Origin of the sequence: Providencia sp. SP181, assembly GCF_050446505.1 — a bacterium.
Lineage (GTDB): Bacteria > Pseudomonadota > Gammaproteobacteria > Enterobacterales > Enterobacteriaceae > Providencia > Providencia vermicola.
The window spans coordinates 377114-395810 of sequence record NZ_JBBPXM010000003.1 but is presented as its reverse complement, the minus strand read 5'-3'; the positions used below and the strand labels follow the sequence as shown (position 1 = coordinate 395810).

Sequence of the window (18697 nt, the reverse complement as noted above, 5' to 3'; positions counted from 1 at the left end):
AGATAATTAAAATCAATCATTAATGTTAAATAAAAAATAAACTAGACGCCTTAATTCGTTAAATATTATTTAACAGACTTAACTCATTATGGAAATACTAAAATATTGTATAACTATACTATTAAATAGAGGTGTGATAACACACCTCATAGATTAGCTATATTAAAAAGCAGATTGGTAAGAAACCTGAGCACCTCTAGTGAGAGTTCCCTCATTCGAGTAAGTACTTTCTACTTCAATAAAAGACTGGTTTTCCCCATTAAATATTTTTTTGTATAGTGAGAGATCTGGACGATAGCGAGTTTTCTTTGTAGCAATATCCATCATCAAATATTGTTGCGAGCCATTACCTGAAATCGAAACAATTAATCCTTGGTTACCAACATTTAAACTATGTAAATTGTTATAGCCACTCTCTGCGATTAATTCGAAGTTTCCATTGGGGTGAAATTGCATTAACGAAAACAATCGGCGAGACGGTTCTTGAGCAATAACAAAAATATCACCATTCAGGTTTTGTGCTGCTTCATTAATACGCACGGGTAGCCATTTACTACTAACCACTTGTTTAGTCGGAATATCCATAACTACTTCCAACGATCCCATTTGATGACCATAGCTATACCACATAACGACTTTGTCCCTGTATGTGGCAAAAGCAAATTCAGAGCGACTCTCTATTTCCTCAGGGTACAGTGACTTAGCGAGCTCCCGAACATCCATAAAATGTTCCCATGTCATACCTTTATCTTGGCTAACAAAAATTTTTTCATTATTTGCCACAACATAAGCAGGATAATTTTTAGATTGATAAATTTTACCTGTTATCAACCCTGCAAATTGAACGCCAGATTTATCTTCCCATGGCATAATGTTACTGGCTGATAGTGTTGTTAAATCGATAGTTTGGTAGCCATCTCTAAGAAACAATAAGCATTGTTTTCTCTCACATATCGCATTATAAAAGCTTTTATCACCACGAGTGATAAAACGGATACCTTGATTATCTGCAAATAATACTTGGTAGTCATATTCTCTTTCATATGCGTATGGATTATATGATGAGTAGTAATAATTTGAACTCTGGCTTTTTTGCGTCACAATTAATGTGCCATTTTCAGCGGGGAAAGTCGTCGCCCAATCATAATTGGTAATTGCAGAACGGTTTTCTTGATGATGTTCTATTTGCCAAGCAATACTACCGTCTCGCACAAAAATTAAAACGGTCGATAACAAACTTAATGCAAAAACTGCAGTTAATAAGATAAAACGCTTACTGAGAAAGGGGTTCATGAACGCACCTCCGTCACATAATCTGTTTGACCATGTTGGCGACGTAAATGTTTCAAAATATATTGTGATTGATAATAGGCCTTACCTCGTCGAGAGAATTGGTAATATATTGCAACGCCCAAACCAATTGAAAAGCTTATCCCCAATAAAATGGTTGTCGTAACGCTAATATACATTCCTCCTGTATCTAAGATATTAACCCAATCCCAATAGTCCCAATAATTGCCTTTCTCTATTGTTTCAGAAGTTGTTAGCCCGACAGCAATAAGAACAAAGAAAATTAAAAGAAAGCAGGTAAATCCCCATAAGCCGAAATAAAAACCACGTTCTTGAGGTGCCCCTCTGCCAATTAAGCTATAGGCAAGTCCATCTTGATGGTTATAGATACCAAATATTGCCTGTTCATTTGAGTGATCTTGGATATTTTTATGGAGAACTTCGAGCTCATCACCTTGCGCAATAAATAAGTTGTGGTTATTAAACAAAGGCTCATTGGCTGAAACTAAAACCTCCATATGGCTTTTATTAATTTGTAAGCTGATAAGGTTTAGCGCTTGCTCTGTATCCCCTGCCTTAATGGTCAAACTTCGATTATCTGTAATATTCACCTTACCGCGAGTAACCGATAATGAGGTTTTATCAATGCTAATATCTTTAGCCTTACGTAAATTACTGGCCTTAGATTTAGGGTTTTTAATACCGTCAATTTCAATCAATGGGCTTTGTTCGTTAATTTTGAATCGCCCCTCGATAATAAGGTCTAATACTTTTAAAATTTGTTTTCGTTTAGGACTAATAATGCGCTTCGTTTGTGCAAGGGCTAGGCCAAATAAAACGATGCCACAAAAAGCGGCACAACCTAAAATTGCCACCAGCGCTATCATTAAAAAGCTATCTTCCGCAGCCATAAAGCAATAATACACCACAGGGATCAAGGCCATTAATACCAGCGAAATGATATATTGTTTGCCAAGAGAGCGCGTAAAACTCACATTTCTATCGGGCTCTAATCGACCATGTTTTTCATGATAGACCCATTCTAACCAATAGCTGCCATCGTTCAGTTCTTCTGCACAAATAACCAAAGAATCGCCTTCTTGTAGGCGTTCCAAAAAAATCTTACTATTTTTAAAGTCATCTTGATTAAAGAAAAAAACTTTCCCTGACGCTATCAGCCTTGCCATACCAATTGGACTGACATTTTGATAATCACACTGAGTAAGATTGACATGGAAATATTGAACTCGCATGAATAATGCCTATTTCGCTAAGTAAATTTAACATTATGATAATAAATAAAGGCATATTGCCCTAGTGAAACTTATCTTATAATAAAATAATTCAGATAATGACGAGTGCCCTTAAGCACCTATTTTTCGAGGTTTTATATTTCGAAATACGCGCTATCTACTAGTAAAGCCAATAATTACTGATAAACTTGCAATCACAAAAAAGTCTATACATATAATATGGCAATAAAATCGATTTACTCGGCCTTCCTCTAACGACAATTTTGAATAAAAGCGATGACATCACAACCTGCTTATAAGCAAATTCAGTCTTACATTTTACGCAGCATTGATTTGGGTATTTTTAAACCCGAAACACAGATTCCCACAGAGCTTGAGCTATGTGCGCAGTTTAATGTCAGCCGTATGACAGTAAACAAAGCCATTTCTGAATTAAGCCAAAAAGGGATTTTAAACCGAATTGCAGGTAAAGGTACTTTTGTTGCGACACAAAAGCATGAGCTTCCAGTGACAAAAGCATTTGATATCTTTGATGAAATATCCCTAAGCGGCAAGAAGTATAGTGGGCATCAACTGCAATTAAAAGTCATCCCTGCATCTGCAGAAATTGCGCTACAACTCGGAATTAGTGAAGGAAGTGAGGTCGGTTATTGTAAAGTACTACATTTTGAAAATGATATCCCTCTCATGTTGGAAGAACGCTACGTTAACCACGCAATCGTTCCTGAATTTGTTAAGCAAAAATATGGGGATACAGAAACACCAAGTGGCTATTTACAACGCCATTTTCCTGTAAGTGAAATGGAACACACCATAGAAGCGGCATTAGCCACAAAATCCATCGCTCAATCATTATCGATTAAAGAAAATTCACCTTGCCTGCAACTTAGGCGTCGAACTTGGACTGGAAATACACTGATTAGCTACGTCAATATGGTCACAGCAGGTTCTCGTTACAAATTAAAATTGCATTCGCGTATTGAGAATTAATGCAAAGATAAAAAAATGGGGCAAAATTGCCCCAAAGCGACTGATAAATATAAAAAAGACATCAAGCACATCTGCATCACAACAAATTTGTTTTCACATCCCCTGATATATTGGCCCTTCCCCACCTTGCGGTGCAGTCCAAGTAATATTTTGCTGCGGGTCTTTAATATCGCAAGCCTTACAATGCAGGCAATTTTGCGCATTAATCTGTAACTTCTCTTGGTGTTGCTCGCCAATAATTTCATAGACCCCAGCAGGACAATAACGCGTTTCTGGCGCGGCATATTTCTCTAAATTGACTCGAATCGGTACATTTGTATCTACCAGTTTAAGATGGCAAGGCTGATCTTCTTCATGGTTAGTATTCGATAAAAATACAGAAGAGGGTCGGTCAAAGGTCAGTTTTCCATCAGGCTTAGGGTAAGTGATTGGTTTGAAGTTTTTAGCTTCTTTCAATCTTTCGTGATCCGCCTGTTTAATCTTTAATGTCCATGGGCTACGGCCTTTTAACAATAATTGCTCTACACCAAATAACATTGAGCCCATCACTAATCCATTTTTCATATAAGGTTTGAAGTTACGAGTCTGGTAAAGCTCTTGATATAACCAGCTCTGCTCAAATCTTTGGCGATATTCAAGAGTAAATTGAGTAAAATCAATCGACTGATTTTTAAAGCACGCTAAAAAAGCGTCTGCAGCCAATGATCCACTTTTTACTGCACAATGTGTTCCTTTAATTCTGGCCCCATTGAGAAATCCAGCATCATCACCGATTAATGCGCCCCCAGGAAAACTCAATTCAGGGAGTGCGGATAATCCCCCAGCAACCATCGTTCGCGCACCGTAACTGAGCCTTTCCCCACCAGATAAAAAAGTGCTAAAGGCGGGGTGTGTTTTTAAGCGTTGAAACTCTTCATATGGAGATAAATACGGGTTTTCATAATTCAGACCAACAACTAACCCTATCGCAACTAAATTCTCACCGTAGTGGTAAGCAAACCCACCGCCGTAAGTGTGGTTATCTAACGGCCAACCAACAGAGTGAATAACTAACCCTGCTTGATGCTGATCTTTCGGGATCTGCCAGATTTCTTTAATCCCTAAACCATAGCTTTGTTTGCTGCTATTTGAATCCAAATTAAAATGATTTATCAACTGCTTACCTAATTGACCACGACACCCTTCGGCAAAAAATGTCATTTTAGCCAGCAAGTTCATTCCAGGTTGGTACATCGCCGTTGGGTTACCCGATTTATCTAACCCCATATCACCCGTTGTCACACCAATGACTTGGCCTGCATCATCAAAAAGTACCTGTGTTGCAGCAAAACCAGAAAAAACTTCAACACCCAAAGCCTCGGCTTCAACAGCTAAAGCCGCACTCACTTGCCCTAGACTACCAATTAAGTTTCCTTTATTTTTTAAACAATTAGGCAATAGTGGTAACGGTAATTGGCTTGAGCTATTTTCTTTTAGCCATAAAAAGCTGTCCTGACTGACGGAGGTTAGCGGCGTCGAAATTTTATCTTGCCAATCAGGTAATAATTCATTTAATGCACGAGGATCTATCACTGCACCTGACAGAATATGGGCACCTATTTCTGCACCTTTATCAATCAAACATACTGACAGTTCAGTGCCTTGCTCAGCAGCAACCTGCTTTAAACGGATCGCCGCTGATAATCCCGCAGGCCCCCCACCGACAATCAGGACATCAAATTCCATCGATTCCCGCTCAGGAGCCTCGCTTACATTTTCTCTATTGTCGATAGCCATATGCACCTCTTACGCAAGCGCTTTATCAAGTTCAGGTAAGATTTCAAACAGATCACCAACAATACCGTAATCTGCTACTTGGAAGATTGGCGCTTCTGGATCGCTATTTATGGCAACGATCACTTTGCTCTCTTTCATCCCTGCAATATGTTGAATTGCACCAGAAATCCCAACGGCAATGTATAACTCTGGCGCGACAATTTTTCCTGTCTGCCCCACCTGATAATCATTGGGTACATACCCCGCATCTACCGCTGCACGGGATGCGCCGACAGCAGCACCCAATTTATCTGCGATGGTTTCTAATAACGCAAAGTTTTCACCCGAACTTAACCCCCTCCCTCCCGAAATCACGACTTTCGCTGAGCTCAATTCTGCGCGACTAACTTGTGTGAGTGACTGGCTTTTCAATTGAGCTCGTTGAATAAGTTTATTTGGGGTGATGTGTTCAATTTCTGCGCTATGTTGTGCTTCACATACGCCGCTAAATGCAGAACTGCGTACAGTGATCACCACCTGCTGCCCATTATTCTGTACTGTTGCCAACGCATTCCCTGCATAAATAGGTCGAATAAAATTTTGGTCATCAATAACTTGTGTGATGTCAGAAATTTGTGCGATACCTAATTTTGCGGCAACACGTGGGGCGATATTTTTACCAAAGGTTGTCGCAGGAAACAGTAAATGGCTATAATTTTGTGCAACAGAAACAATCGCACTGGTCATGGGTTCCGCCAGTTGGTCTTTCAAAGCATCTGATTGAATCGTTAATACTTTATTCACCCCCTTTAAGCCCGCTGCTTGTTCCACCACGTTTTCAGTGTTGTCGCCCACAACAAGTAAATGCAATTGTCCACCCACAGATAGAATATCCAGTGCAGCCGTAATACTATGAAAAGTTGATGATTTTATTGTCTGGTTATCATGCTCAACAATAACTAAAACTGATGATTGGCTCATTGTCATTCCCCTTGGTTAAATCACTTCTTTTGCTTGTAAGGCGCTCACTAATGCCGCTGCATCATTGAGTAAAGTACATTGCCCTGCCCGTTTTTTCGGCTCAGACACCTTGATAGTTTTGGTTTGCCCCAAAGGAGAGAAGTTCATATTCGAAATATCGATGATATCTAACGGCTTTTTCTTTGCTTTCATGATGTTCGGCAAAGTTGCATAACGGGGTTCGTTGAGACGTAAATCGGTTGTCACAACCGCAGGGAGCGCCATCTCCAGTGTTTCCAGACCACCATCAATCTCACGGGTCACTTGCAGTGAGTTACCCTCAACAACAATTTGTGATGCAAATGTCGCCTGACCATAATCTAATAATGCGGATAACATTTGCCCTGTTTGGTTACAGTCATCATCAATCGCTTGTTTGCCTAATAAAATTAAATCAGGTTGTTCATTTGCCACCACTTGCTGTAATAGACGCGCAATATCGAGTGATTCTAAAACTAACTCCGTTGGGCGTTGAATTAAAATGGCACGGTCTGCCCCAATCGCCATCGCACTACGCAAAGTTTCTTGATAGCTAATATCACCAATAGAAACGGCAACAACTTCAGTCGCTTTGCCTGCTTCTTTTAAGCGTACAGCCTCCTCAACCGCAATTTCATCAAAGGGGTTCATCGCCATTTTGACGTTAGTGAGCTCAACCCCCGAGCCATCGGCTTTTACGCGTACTTTAACGTTATGGTCAATCACTCGCTTCACTGCGACTAAAATTTTCATAGCAACTCCTATCCCAATTCTATTAACGATTGGCTTTTATTAAGGTGGTTTGAATCGTTTTTAGGTTGAGGGAAGCCTTAGCAGTGAAAGCTTCACTGCTATTGGCTCGCTCAATGTATTCTTTTATTAATTAAATCAAATGGTTCATTTGGTTATTTCGTGGTTGGTAATATCAGCCTATCAGCAACAGACATTGGCCATTTTTTAATCGCGATATAATAAATAATGCTGGTCGCAACTAAGCCCACTATCCATGAAACATCGACGCCACCAAGGTGTTCAACTAATGGGCCAGTATAGAAACCTGTTGAAATAAAGGGTAATTGGATCAATACGCCAATGATGTAAGTGAAGATACCCACTTTATTCCAGCGGCCATAGCGACCATTTGGGTTTGCCAGTTCAGGGACATCGTAACGACCTTTGGTCACCCAATAGTAATCAACAAGATTGATTGCGCTCCATGGAGTGAAGAATGCCAGTAAAAACAGTAAGAAAGCGGAGAATAATTTTAAGAACGAGTGTTGGCCTGCTAATCCTAATAAGGTTGAAAAGCTCACCATTAATATAATAAAGAACAATCGCTGCCCTCTCGTAATGGTGTTTTTCCCTCTAAACCCACAAACAATTGCCGCCATCGACATAAAGCTACCGTATGCATTTAACGCCGTGATGGTCACTTTCCCAAAGAAAATTGTGATATATAACAGTGCAGCAATGAGGCCTGTACTTCCCAATCCCACAATGTAGGAAACTTCGTTGCCTGCAAATTTATTCCCCGCTAAGGCCGCTGCAAACACTCCTAAAATCATTGACGCTTGAGTACCAATGACCGTCCCTGAACCCACCGCCAGAAAGGCTTTAATAGTTGGTGTTTTAGTTGGTAAATAACGCGAGTAGTCAGCAACATAAGGGCCAAAAGCAATTTGCCAAGATGCTGAGAGTGACATGGCTAATAAGAAATGTGTCCAATCAAAATGGCGATTTTCCATTAATACGGAGACATCATTCATGTAAAACAAGCGGAAGAATAGATAAAAGAATGCAATGACACCAACAACGCTCGCGACCTTACCTAAAATATGAATGATCCGATAACCACAGATAGTGATCCCGATAATCACCGCACCAAAAATTAAGATCCCAACCCAATCCGTCACATGAAGCAGCTGCCCAACCGCTTGGCCTGCTAATACCGTTCCACTGGCAGAGAACCCAACATACATCATACAAACCAATAAGATAGGAATAACCGCACCATAAACACCAAATTGTACACGGCTTGAAATCATTTGAGGTAGTCCCAGTTTAGGCCCTTGCACCGCATGCAATGCCATCACAGCTCCACCTAATAATTGACCAATAAATAATCCAATTAATGACCAAAATACATCGCCCCCAAGCACAACAGCGAGCGCCCCTGTAACGATAGCGGTAATTTGTAAGTTAGCACCAAACCAAAGTGTAAACTGGCTAGATAAGGTGCCATGGCGTTCAGATTCAGGAATGTAATCGATGGAACGCGCTTCAATAAGCGGGACATTGTCCTGCCGACCTTTTTGCCCTGTTGCGATGTCGTTTGAAACTGTCATGGTAACTCCTCTTTAAGCAGGCTGGCTTAAAGAATGAACCAATTAACTGTAATGAATTCGTAAAAACCGTAATGGTGAGTACAGTAATTACACATTACATTGGGTGATGTTTTATCTGTTATCCACCCATAATCAATAATTGAAATACATTCTTAAACCTGATTGTTGTTGTGTTTTTAATTCCATGATCCTGTTGTCAGGTAGTGCTTCCTATGTTGCTTGACTCGCGAGTAGCCGCCTGTCCCGTCTACCCGCTTCTGGTAAAAATAATGATTTCAATAAATTACACTGCATCCAATACAGCACGCGAAATAATAATTTTTTGAACTTCGGATGTGCCTTCAAAGATACGCAAAATACGTGCATCACGAACATACCGCTCAAGGGGTAAATCACGAATATACCCATATCCCCCATGAAGTTGCAGCGCAGCATCAGTGACAAACCCCGCACACTCCGCCGCAAACAGTTTTGCTGTCGCCGATTGCAAACTAAAACGCTCACCTGAATCACGCAGTTCCGCGGCACGCCAAGTCAACATACGAGCGGCTTCAAGCTGTGTATGCATATCCGCAAGACGCCATTGTGTTCCTTGGTAAGCTGCTAGTGGTTTTTTGCCAATTTGACGCTCTTTCACCCAGCCCAGCGTGCTTTCCATAGCCGCACGGGCAATGCCCAGTGACGTTGCAGCGACTTCAACACGGCCTTTGTCTAAGACTTCCATTGCAGTATGGAAGCCTTTATTTTCTTCACCGAGTAAGGCAGATTCAGGTAGCCAGCAATTCAGTGCTAGCTCGTAAATTGTACTGCCGCGTAACCCCATGGTTTTTTCTGGCTGAGAAAATGCCACCCCTTCAGTGCCTTTTGGGATCATAAATGCGCTAATACCGCGAGCCCCCGCTTCAACATCTGTTTTGGCATATAACACAATAAAATCCGCTTCTTTGGCGTTAGTAATATAGTGCTTATTCCCGCGAATACGCCAGCCACCATTTTCACGTGTTGCAATAGTACGCATATCTGCAGGGTTCGAACCCGCAGCGGGTTCAGTTAAACCAAAAGCCCCCAATAACTCACCGGATGCAGCTTTCGGCAACCAATAGGCTTTTTGTTCTTCGGTTCCACCAATCAAAATGGAGTCAGTGGCTAAAAAATGAGCGGTTAAAGAGGATGATGTAGAGGCACAAGCTGCCGCGACCGCTTCAACAATCATACTCATCGCAATACTACCAAGGCCGAAACCGCCATATTGTTCAGGTAGGTTAATTCCCCAAGCGCCCATTTCGCCTAATGCGGTTAAGCTTTCTGCACAAAATGTTTCCGTTTCATCGTAACGCTGTGCATTGGGTTGCAAAATATCGCGACACACTTTTTCAATTGCATCCACAATAGCTTGTTCTGTTTCATTAATTTCAAAACTCATTGTACGGCCTCCCTATTTTTGCTTATTGTTCTTGCCGATTTATACAGTGCATTTGCTTCGCCCAAAACAGGGGCTCTTCGTGTTGAATGGGGTTTTTTGCCATTAAAGAACACTGGCTGAGAGATCAATGGAGTCCCACCATCATTCAGGTGTGTGAGAACCTGCCGAACTTGAGCATGCTCGCTTTGTGTCGCTTGCTGTAGATTATGAATAGGCGAGGCGGGAACCCCTGCATTTAGCAGTAAATCACACACTTCATCTACCGTTTTTTGCGCAGTCCACCCCTCAATTTCCCCCCTTAACTCCCCATGATGGCGTGTACGGCTTGGGTCATCTTGAAAGCGTGAGTCTTGGCATAAATGCATTTTTCCCATACATTCACAAAAACGTTGGAACAGTTTTTCACTCGCAATGGCAATCACCACTAAACCATCTTTGGCATGGTAAGTATCAAATGGTGTGGATACAGGGTGACGATTACCCACTAAACTCGGTGCTTTATCATGTGCAAATAGGTTAGAAAGTCCCGTTAGTTGCATGCTGAGCAAAACATCCACCATCGCAACATCGATATATTGCGCCGCTTCGTTATGGCGCTCTCTGGCAAATAACGCACTGCTAATCGCCCAAGAGGCAAACATCCCCGCACACACATCACCAATAGATTCACCACTGCGCGTTGGCCCCGTTTCAGGGAAACCCGTCACGCTCATCAGCCCTGACATAGCTTGTGCCACAATGTCGTAAGCAGGGTAGCTCGCTAATGGGCTATTTTGCCCAAAACCGGAAATGCTTGCGTAAATCAGTGCTGGGTTGTGCTGCTTTAAACTGTCAAAATCAATACCAAGGCGTTTGGTCACACCTGGGCGAAAGTTTTCGACCACTACATCACTTTCTTTAACCAGCTGAAATAAAATGGCGCGATCTTCCTCTGCTTTGAGATCCAGCTCGATGCTGCGCTTCCCTCTATTGATCAAGCCGTAATAAACACTTTCACCTTCAATAAAAGGCCCTAAGTGGCGGCTGTCATCCCCATGATCTGGCACTTCAATTTTGATCACTTCTGCACCGAGATCAGCCATCATTCCCGTGCAATAAGGCCCTGCTAAAACACGGCTTAAATCAATCACTTTGATCCCAGCCAGTGGCCCTTGTCTTTTCTGAGTTGACGCAGCATTCATACTGAATTCCTTATTTTCCAGAAAGTTGCCGACCTAAGCCGGCAAACGACATCACTTCACCATTGGCAAATTCAAACCTTGCTCTTTCGCACAATTAATGGCGATGTCATACCCTGCATCCGCATGGCGCATCACGCCTGTCGCAGGGTCATTGTGCAGAACGCGCGCTAAGCGTTTATCCGCAGCATCAGTGCCATCACAGACAATCACAACACCCGAGTGTTGAGAGAAGCCCATGCCAACGCCGCCACCGTGGTGCAAGCTCACCCATGTCGCTCCACCCGCGGTATTTAGTAGCGCATTCAGTAATGGCCAGTCGGAAACTGCATCAGAGCCGTCTTTCATCGATTCCGTTTCGCGATGAGGGCTAGCAACCGAGCCTGAATCTAAGTGATCACGGCCAATCACGATAGGGCCTTTTAGTTCGCCACTTTTCACCATCTCATTGAAAGCACGTCCTAATCTTTCACGGTCTTTTAAGCCAACCCAACAAATACGCGCAGGTAGGCCTTGGAAAGCAATTCGCTCACGCGCCATGTCTAGCCAGTTATGTAGATGCTTATCGTCAGGCAGTAATTCTTTGACCTTTTGGTCTGTTTTGTAGATATCTTCAGGATCGCCAGATAAGGCTACCCAACGGAATGGGCCGATGCCTTCACAAAATAGAGGGCGGATATAAGCAGGAACAAAGCCTGGGAAATCAAAGGCATTTGCCACTCCTTCATCTTTAGCCATTTGGCGAATGTTATTACCGTAATCAAACGCTGCTGATCCACGTTTTTGCATGGTTAACATCGCATCCACTTGCACGGCCATGCTTTTTTTCGCAGCGCTGGTCACTTCGGCTGGTGCAGTCTCTTGTTTTTCACGCCATTGGATTAATGTCCAACCTTGCGGTAAATAGCCGTGTACAGGGTCGTGAGCACTGGTTTGGTCGGTGACTGAGTCAGGTGTAATATTGCGTTTCACTAATTCGCTATACACATCCGCAGCATTGCCTAATAGGCCAACAGAAACAGGCTTGCCAGAAACTTTGGCTTCTTCGATGTATTGCAGCGCTTCATCAAGGGAAGTCGCTTTTTTATCGACATAGCGTGTTCTTAAACGGAAATCGATACGGCTTTCATCACACTCGACAGCAATCATACTAAACCCAGCCATCGTGGCCGCTAATGGCTGTGCACCGCCCATCCCACCTAATCCACCAGTTAGGATCCAACGCCCTGCTGCCTTACCGTTAAAATGTTGTTTTGCTAGTGAAACAAAGGTTTCGTATGTACCTTGGACGATCCCTTGGGAACCGATGTAAATCCACGATCCTGCCGTCATTTGGCCGTACATCATCAAGCCTTTGCGATCTAGCTCATTGAAGTGATCCCAATTTGCCCAGTGTGGCACGATATTGGAGTTAGCAATCAGAACGCGAGGCGCATCAGCGTGGGTTGGGAATACACCAACAGGTTTACCTGACTGGACTAACAGCGTTTGGTCGTCATCCAGTGTTTTTAGCACCTCTAAAATTTTGTCGTAACACTCCCAATCACGGGCTGCACGACCAATGCCACCATACACCACAAGACTTTGCGGGTGTTCAGCCACTTCAGGGTCGAGGTTGTTTTGAAGCATGCGGTAAACGGCTTCAGTCAACCAACTTTTGCAGGTTTTTTCGCTGCCACGGGGTGCGCGGATCACACGTGTTGAGTCAGTACGGTTTAACATGGTTGTATCCCCTATCATCCATTTTTTAATTAACGCTAAATTAACAACTTTTGGTGATAATAATCTGTGAGGTACTTTGTTAGTGACTGTACACTTTTATTTTAAGTCAATTAATCAATTGAAAATCAATTGATTAATGATTCACCAACTTGCTCAAAGCTATTTATTCACTGAAGCTATTTCTCTTGCGTTTAAATATATATACATTTACTTCACAAAGTATATACATTTAATTTTGAAATTTTATACGAAGAGTGGAGGTCTGAAGGAAAGGGGAGTTATACAACAATAAGTAGCTCTCTGTTTCTATAGGAAAAGTTGTATATACATTTAATTTTATGTATAGAAACAAGCAAATAACGGATTTGCGAGTCGCTTCACAGAACCTTGCAACAATGTATAGAGACCAAATTTACACTGCCGCCCAAAATGCAGTACATAAAAAACAAAAACGGGCTACCTGCATCAACAAGTAACCCGTGTAATCAAAAAAGTGAATGATGACTTAATTTTCTAACTTACTGCCATTTTCTAAATCATTCGCGTTGTGGCTAGGCGGCAAGTGAAGCTAAGCCCTATGAACACACACAAGTATGTGACTAGGGTTAGCGAATGAAGCCAACACCGCCACAGCACGAAGGGAGACGAAAATTTAATTTTCTAAATCATTCGCGTTGTGGCTAGGCGGCAAGTGAAGCTAAGCCCTAGGAACATACACAAGTATGTGACTAGGGTTAGTGAACGAAGCCAACACCGCCACAGCGCGAAGGATGACGAAAATTTTAGCCACCGAGATAAGCGCTGCGCACTGCCTCATTCGCCAATAACGCTTTCCCGCTATCTTCTAGCACTATGTGCCCATTTTCCAATACATACCCACGATCAGCGAGTTTTAGGGCTTGATTCGCATTTTGCTCCACGAGGAAAATTGTCATTCCCTCTTCCCGCAGCTGCTGGATAGTGTCAAATATCTGCATAATGATGATTGGCGCTAGTCCCAATGAAGGCTCATCCAGTAGCAATAATTCAGGTTGGCTCATCAATGCTCGTCCGATTGCCAACATCTGCTGCTCCCCACCAGACATCGTCCCTGAACGCTGAGTACGACGCTCATATAACCTAGGAAACAGCTTATACACTCGCTCAATGCGTTCTAGATATTGTTGGCGCGTGGCAAAAAAGCCGCCCATCGCAAGGTTTTCTTCCACAGTCATACGGGAAAAAACTCGTCGCCCTTCTGGCACAAGTGCAATATCTTCACGCATTATTTTTGAGGTCGGTAACTGAGTAATATCCACATCACGATACAATACTTGCCCTTCAGAGGCCCTTGGATCACCGCAAAGCGTGCTTAAAAGCGTGGTTTTACCCGCCCCATTTGCCCCAATCAGGGTGACAATCTCACCCTTTTGGATATTTAAGCTAATCTCATGTAATGCTTGAATTTTTCCATAATGAGCAGAAACTTTTTTAAATTCTAACATCAGTAAGCTTCCCCCAAATAGGCTTTAATAACATCAGGATGCTGGCGTATTTCACTCGGTGTGCCATTCGCCAATGGTGTGCCCTGATTGACGACGTAAATGCGATCTGAAATTCCCATGACCAGCTTCATATCATGTTCAATTAATAAAATTGAAACATTATGATGAGTCCGTAATTCGGCAATTAAATCATCCAAGTCATTGGTTTCTTTTGGGTTAAGCCCTGCTGCGGGTTCATCTAACATTAAAATTTCAGGGCGTGTCACCATACAGCGTGCAATTTCTAACCGACGTTGCTGGCCATAAGCTAAGTTACCCGCTTGCCGATTGGCAAATGGTAGTAAATCCACACGTTCTAACCACTTAACTGCATTGTCTAAAGCCTCAGACTCTGCGCGGCGAAATGCTGGCGTTTTCAAAAGCCCTGAAAAAATACCACTTTTTAAATGCTGATGCTGCGCGATCAACAGGTTTTCGATGACAGTCATTTCCTTAAATAACCGCACATGTTGGAATGTGCGGATCACACCAAGACGCGCAATAGCTTGCCCTGTTAGACCTTCGAGATGCTTTTCTCGATACAAAATCGTTCCACTAGTTGGCTTATAAAACCCCGTTAAACAATTGAAAATGGTTGTTTTCCCTGCACCATTTGGCCCAATTAGAGAAACAATTTCCCCTTGATTAAGGGTAAGCTCAACATTATTCACAGCAAGTAGACCACCGAAGCGCATGGTTAACCCGCTGACTTGTAATAAAGGCGTGGTTAATTGGCTCATACCCCCTCCCCTTCAGGTATTTTTTTCACCTGAACTTGACGGCGTTTCATCGGCAATAAGCCTTGCGGTCGCCAAATCATCATTAACACCATCAATGCACCCAGCAGTAACATGCTGTATTGGTTGAGGTCACGCATCATTTCCCTTGATACAACTAAGATAATCGCCGCTAAAATAACAGAGGTTTGTGAGCCCATTCCCCCCAGTACCACGATGGCTAAAACAAACGCGGACTCAACAAATGTAAATGATTCAGGGCTAATAAACCCTTGCCTTGCGGCAAATAACGTTCCCGCAAACCCCGCAAATGCGGCACTGATAGTGAATGCAGTGAGTTTGATACGCGTCGGGCTTAAGCCAAGTGAACGACATGCAATTTCATCTTCACGCAGAGCTTCCCAAGCGCGGCCTAATGGCATCCGCAGTAATCGATTGATCACAAATAGGGTTAAAACCACCAGCAATAAAGCGACAAAATAAAGGAAAATGATCCGATCCCCTGGATTATAATCTAACCCAAAAAAGTTATGGAAAGTATCCCAGCCATCTTTTGCTGTTCGGCTAAATTCGAGGCCAAAAAACGTCGGTTTTGGCAATTGGCTGATCCCATTTGGACCTCCCGTAATCTCCGTATTATTCAGTAATAAAATACGGACAATTTCCCCAAAACCCAACGTTACGATGGCGAGGTAATCTCCCCTTAACCTTAGAACTGGAAAGCCCAGTAAAAAACCAGCCAATGCGGCTGTTAGCCCTGCTATTGGTAAGCTTTCCCAGAAACCAAAGCCATAATAATGGTTTAACAAACCAAAGGTATAAGCGCCAATCGCATAAAAGCCAGCATAACCTAAAACCAATAAGCCCGATAAGCCCACAACCACGTTTAACCCCAACCCTAACATCACATAAATAAGGGTTAAGGTGGCGATATCAACGCTTCCACGTGAAACAATAAATGGCCAAATGATAGCTGCGATAATGATAACAACAGCAAGAATTTTTTGCTTAGTCGTCGAGCCGTCAAAATCAGGGATCGACCACGCTTTTTTAGGTACACCTTGCCAAACCTTGCTTAAGGTTGGGCGAACCAATTGATAAACAAAAATGATCGCAATCCCAGCGATGATCCAGTTCCAACGAACAGAATCCCCCACGGTTACCACCAATTTCGTACCATCCAGCGCAAGCTGTAAGCCCATCATAAATAAGGCTAAAACAAAGAAGGTTGCCGATGCCACAATGGCATTAATCCAATTTTCTTTTCTCATACCTTTTCGACCTCCGGACGTCCCAGAATGCCGGTCGGCATGATTAACAGAACACCAATTAATAAACCAAATGACACAACATCCTTGTATTCAGTACTTAAATAAGCAGAAGTCATCGCCTCTGCAACTCCGAGGATCAAGCCACCTAACATAGCACCTGGAATACTGCCGATCCCACCTAATACTGCAGCAGTAAAAGCTTTCATTCCTGCCATAAAGCCAATGTAAGGATTGATCACACCATAAAATTGCCCCAATAAAACCCCTGCTACAGCAGCCATTGCAGCACCGATCACAAAGGTTAGTGAGATAACACGGTCAGTATTGATCCCCAATAAACTGGCCATTTTGAGATCTTCAGCACAAGCACGGCAAGCACGCCCCATTTTCGAATAGCGAATAAAAAGGGTTAATGCCAACATGGCAAGGAGCGTAACCACCCAAATAGTGAGCTGCATTTTTGTCACGGTTGCTTCAAAACCATCGCTTTCCCCTAATACCCACTGGCCTGTAATTAAGCTAGGTAATGCAAGATCGCGGGAGCCTTGAGACAAGCTGACATAGTTTTGCAAGAAGATTGACATTCCGATCGCTGAGATTAATGCGATCAGACGTTTAGAATGGCGCACTGGCCGATAAGCGACTCGCTCGATGCTCCAACCATACGCACTGGAAACGATGATCGCCGCAATAAAGGCGGCTGCTACGAGGATCCAACCAACATCAATCCCTAGCATCATCAAGCCTGCAATCACGATAAAAGAGACGTAGCTCCCAATCATATACACTTCACCGTGGGCGAAGTTAATCATCCCAATGATGCCATACACCATCGTATAACCAATAGCGATCAACGCATAGGTGCTGCCAAGGGTTAATCCATTAAGAAATTGCTGAATAAAATAAAGAATTTGATCTGACATAAGACTTTCCTTTCGAACTGCTTGTCCTGAATAGAGAACAGAAGCCGGAAGCGAGTCAACTCACTTCCGGTTATTGTTCACTACGTTGGAACACTACTGGGTACTATTTTATAGGAGTGGAAGTCCCATCTTTGTGCCATTCAAACACACCAAATTCGAACCCTTTCAGGTCACCATTTGGTTGCCAGCTCAGTGTACCCATCACGGTATCTACTGGATTTGCTTTCAGATCTTTGACTAAGTCTTCAGGTTCAATGCTCCCTGTACGTTCCATTGCAGTGGTTAAACCTTGGATTGCCGCATAAGTTGTCCACACAAATGGCCCCGTTGGGTCTTCTTTTTTCGCTTTGATGGCATCAACAATTGGTTGGTTAGTTGCGACTTGGTCATAACGTTTTGGCAATGTCACTAACATCCCTTCAGATGCATCACCTGCAATGTTAGACAGCGAAGAGTTACCCACACCTTCAGGCCCCATAAAGCGAATATTCAGGCCTGCCTGTTTTGCTTGGCGTAAAATTTGCCCCATTTCTGGGTAGTAACCACCAAAGTAAACAAAGTCCACGTTCTCTTTTTTCAGCTTCGCGACTAAGGCAGAAAAATCTTTGTCTCCAGCCGTGACACCTTCAAACATCACTTCTTTCGTCCCTGCTTTATTGAGGCTTTCACGAACAGAACGCGCTAAACCTTCACCATATTGTTGTTTATCATGAACAACAGCGATACGTGACGGCTTAATTTCTTCAAGAATATATTTCGCTGCCGTAGGGCCTTGGTCAGAGTCCAAACCCGTTGTACGCAGCACCATTTGGTAACCACGTGTCGTTAAATCCGCATTGGTTGCCGCAGGCGTGATCATGATAATGCCTTCATCTTCATAGATATCCGATGCAGGTTGTGTGGAAGAGGAGCACAAATGACCAATAACATGGCGAATTCCGTCATTGATAACTTTGTTTGCAACCGCAACCGCTTGTTTCGGATCACATGCATCATCGTATTCAACGGCAACTAATGTGTTGCCATTGATCCCACCCTTTGCATTAATATCTGCAATCGCTTGGCGAGCACCTGTAAACTCCATATCACCATATTGTGCGACAGGGCCAGACATCGCGCCCACAACTGCTATTTTAATTTCCTTCGCCCATCCTGCTGAGCTGAACGCCATTGCGATGCAGCCCGCTAATAATGCTTTATTTATATTCTTCATTTTATCGTCCCCGTCTTCATGGTTCTGAGTGTTTGTGTTTGATTTATAATCGTTTATTATGGTTGACAGGTACAA

Annotated in this window: 15 protein-coding genes; 1 reads left to right on the top strand and 14 read right to left on the bottom strand. The window is 42.9% G+C overall.

What is annotated here, in order from left to right:
* Positions 1–162: 162 nt before the first annotated feature.
* Both AABS66_RS07570 and AABS66_RS07565 read right to left on the bottom strand, forming a co-directional pair.
* Positions 163–1293 (bottom strand): hypothetical protein, encoded by a 1131-nt coding sequence (locus AABS66_RS07570; protein WP_272681740.1) that lies wholly within the window; start codon positions 1291–1293, stop codon positions 163–165.
* On the bottom strand, positions 1290–2543 hold the full coding sequence (locus tag AABS66_RS07565; protein WP_371007269.1) for a hypothetical protein: 1254 nt from the start codon (positions 2541–2543) through the stop codon (positions 1290–1292). The genes AABS66_RS07570 and AABS66_RS07565 overlap by 4 nt, the downstream gene beginning before the upstream one ends.
* Before the next feature lie 276 nt (positions 2544–2819).
* Here AABS66_RS07565 and AABS66_RS07560 point away from each other — a divergent pair, with 276 nt between their 5' ends.
* The gene (locus AABS66_RS07560) at positions 2820–3533 is read left to right on the top strand and encodes a UTRA domain-containing protein (protein WP_206083515.1); all 714 of its coding nucleotides are present in this window, start codon (positions 2820–2822) and stop codon (positions 3531–3533) included.
* A gap of 93 nt (positions 3534–3626) precedes the next feature.
* Here AABS66_RS07560 and AABS66_RS07555 read toward each other — a convergent pair whose 3' ends face one another.
* The 12 genes from AABS66_RS07555 to AABS66_RS07500 all read right to left on the bottom strand — a co-directional run bounded on the left by AABS66_RS07555 (position 3627) and on the right by AABS66_RS07500 (position 18622).
* On the bottom strand, positions 3627–5309 hold the full coding sequence (locus AABS66_RS07555; protein WP_430224742.1) for a 4Fe-4S dicluster domain-containing protein: 1683 nt from the start codon (positions 5307–5309) through the stop codon (positions 3627–3629).
* Between the two features lie 9 nt (positions 5310–5318).
* Positions 5319–6269 carry an electron transfer flavoprotein subunit alpha/FixB family protein gene (locus tag AABS66_RS07550; RefSeq protein ID WP_206083513.1) on the bottom strand — a complete coding sequence of 317 codons (951 nt, stop codon included), beginning with the start codon at positions 6267–6269 and terminating at the stop codon, positions 5319–5321.
* Positions 6270–6284: 15 nt separating this feature from the next.
* Positions 6285–7040 (bottom strand): electron transfer flavoprotein subunit beta/FixA family protein, encoded by a 756-nt coding sequence (locus AABS66_RS07545; protein ID WP_430224741.1) that lies wholly within the window; start codon positions 7038–7040, stop codon positions 6285–6287.
* A 152-nt stretch (positions 7041–7192) separates the two neighbouring features.
* Positions 7193–8632, bottom strand: a complete 1440-nt coding sequence (locus tag AABS66_RS07540; protein WP_219244611.1) for a purine-cytosine permease family protein — start codon at positions 8630–8632, stop codon at positions 7193–7195.
* Between the two features lie 283 nt (positions 8633–8915).
* Positions 8916–10055, bottom strand: a complete 1140-nt coding sequence (locus AABS66_RS07535; protein WP_353166356.1) for an acyl-CoA dehydrogenase family protein — start codon at positions 10053–10055, stop codon at positions 8916–8918.
* The gene (locus AABS66_RS07530; RefSeq protein WP_272574012.1) at positions 10052–11236 is read right to left on the bottom strand and encodes a CaiB/BaiF CoA transferase family protein; all 1185 of its coding nucleotides are present in this window, start codon (positions 11234–11236) and stop codon (positions 10052–10054) included. Before AABS66_RS07530 ends, AABS66_RS07535 begins: the two co-directional genes overlap by 4 nt.
* A 51-nt stretch (positions 11237–11287) precedes the next feature.
* On the bottom strand, positions 11288–12955 hold the full coding sequence (hutU, locus tag AABS66_RS07525; RefSeq protein ID WP_430224740.1) for a urocanate hydratase: 1668 nt from the start codon (positions 12953–12955) through the stop codon (positions 11288–11290).
* A gap of 782 nt (positions 12956–13737) precedes the next feature.
* Complete coding sequence (gene livF, locus AABS66_RS07520) at positions 13738–14439, bottom strand: high-affinity branched-chain amino acid ABC transporter ATP-binding protein LivF (protein WP_206083507.1); 702 nt, start codon at positions 14437–14439, stop codon at positions 13738–13740.
* The gene (gene livG, locus AABS66_RS07515; RefSeq protein WP_430224739.1) at positions 14439–15218 is read right to left on the bottom strand and encodes a high-affinity branched-chain amino acid ABC transporter ATP-binding protein LivG; all 780 of its coding nucleotides are present in this window, start codon (positions 15216–15218) and stop codon (positions 14439–14441) included. The genes livF and livG overlap by 1 nt, the downstream gene beginning before the upstream one ends.
* Positions 15215–16486: a high-affinity branched-chain amino acid ABC transporter permease LivM gene (locus tag AABS66_RS07510; RefSeq protein WP_206083505.1), complete on the bottom strand. Its 1272-nt coding sequence runs from the start codon at positions 16484–16486 to the stop codon at positions 15215–15217. The genes livG and AABS66_RS07510 overlap by 4 nt, the downstream gene beginning before the upstream one ends.
* Entirely contained in the window at positions 16483–17409 is a 927-nt protein-coding gene (gene livH / locus AABS66_RS07505; protein ID WP_206083504.1) for a high-affinity branched-chain amino acid ABC transporter permease LivH, read from the bottom strand. The genes AABS66_RS07510 and livH overlap by 4 nt, the downstream gene beginning before the upstream one ends.
* A gap of 103 nt (positions 17410–17512) precedes the next feature.
* Positions 17513–18622: a branched-chain amino acid ABC transporter substrate-binding protein gene (locus tag AABS66_RS07500; protein WP_272539209.1), complete on the bottom strand. Its 1110-nt coding sequence runs from the start codon at positions 18620–18622 to the stop codon at positions 17513–17515.
* Between the last annotated feature and the right edge of the window lie 75 nt (positions 18623–18697).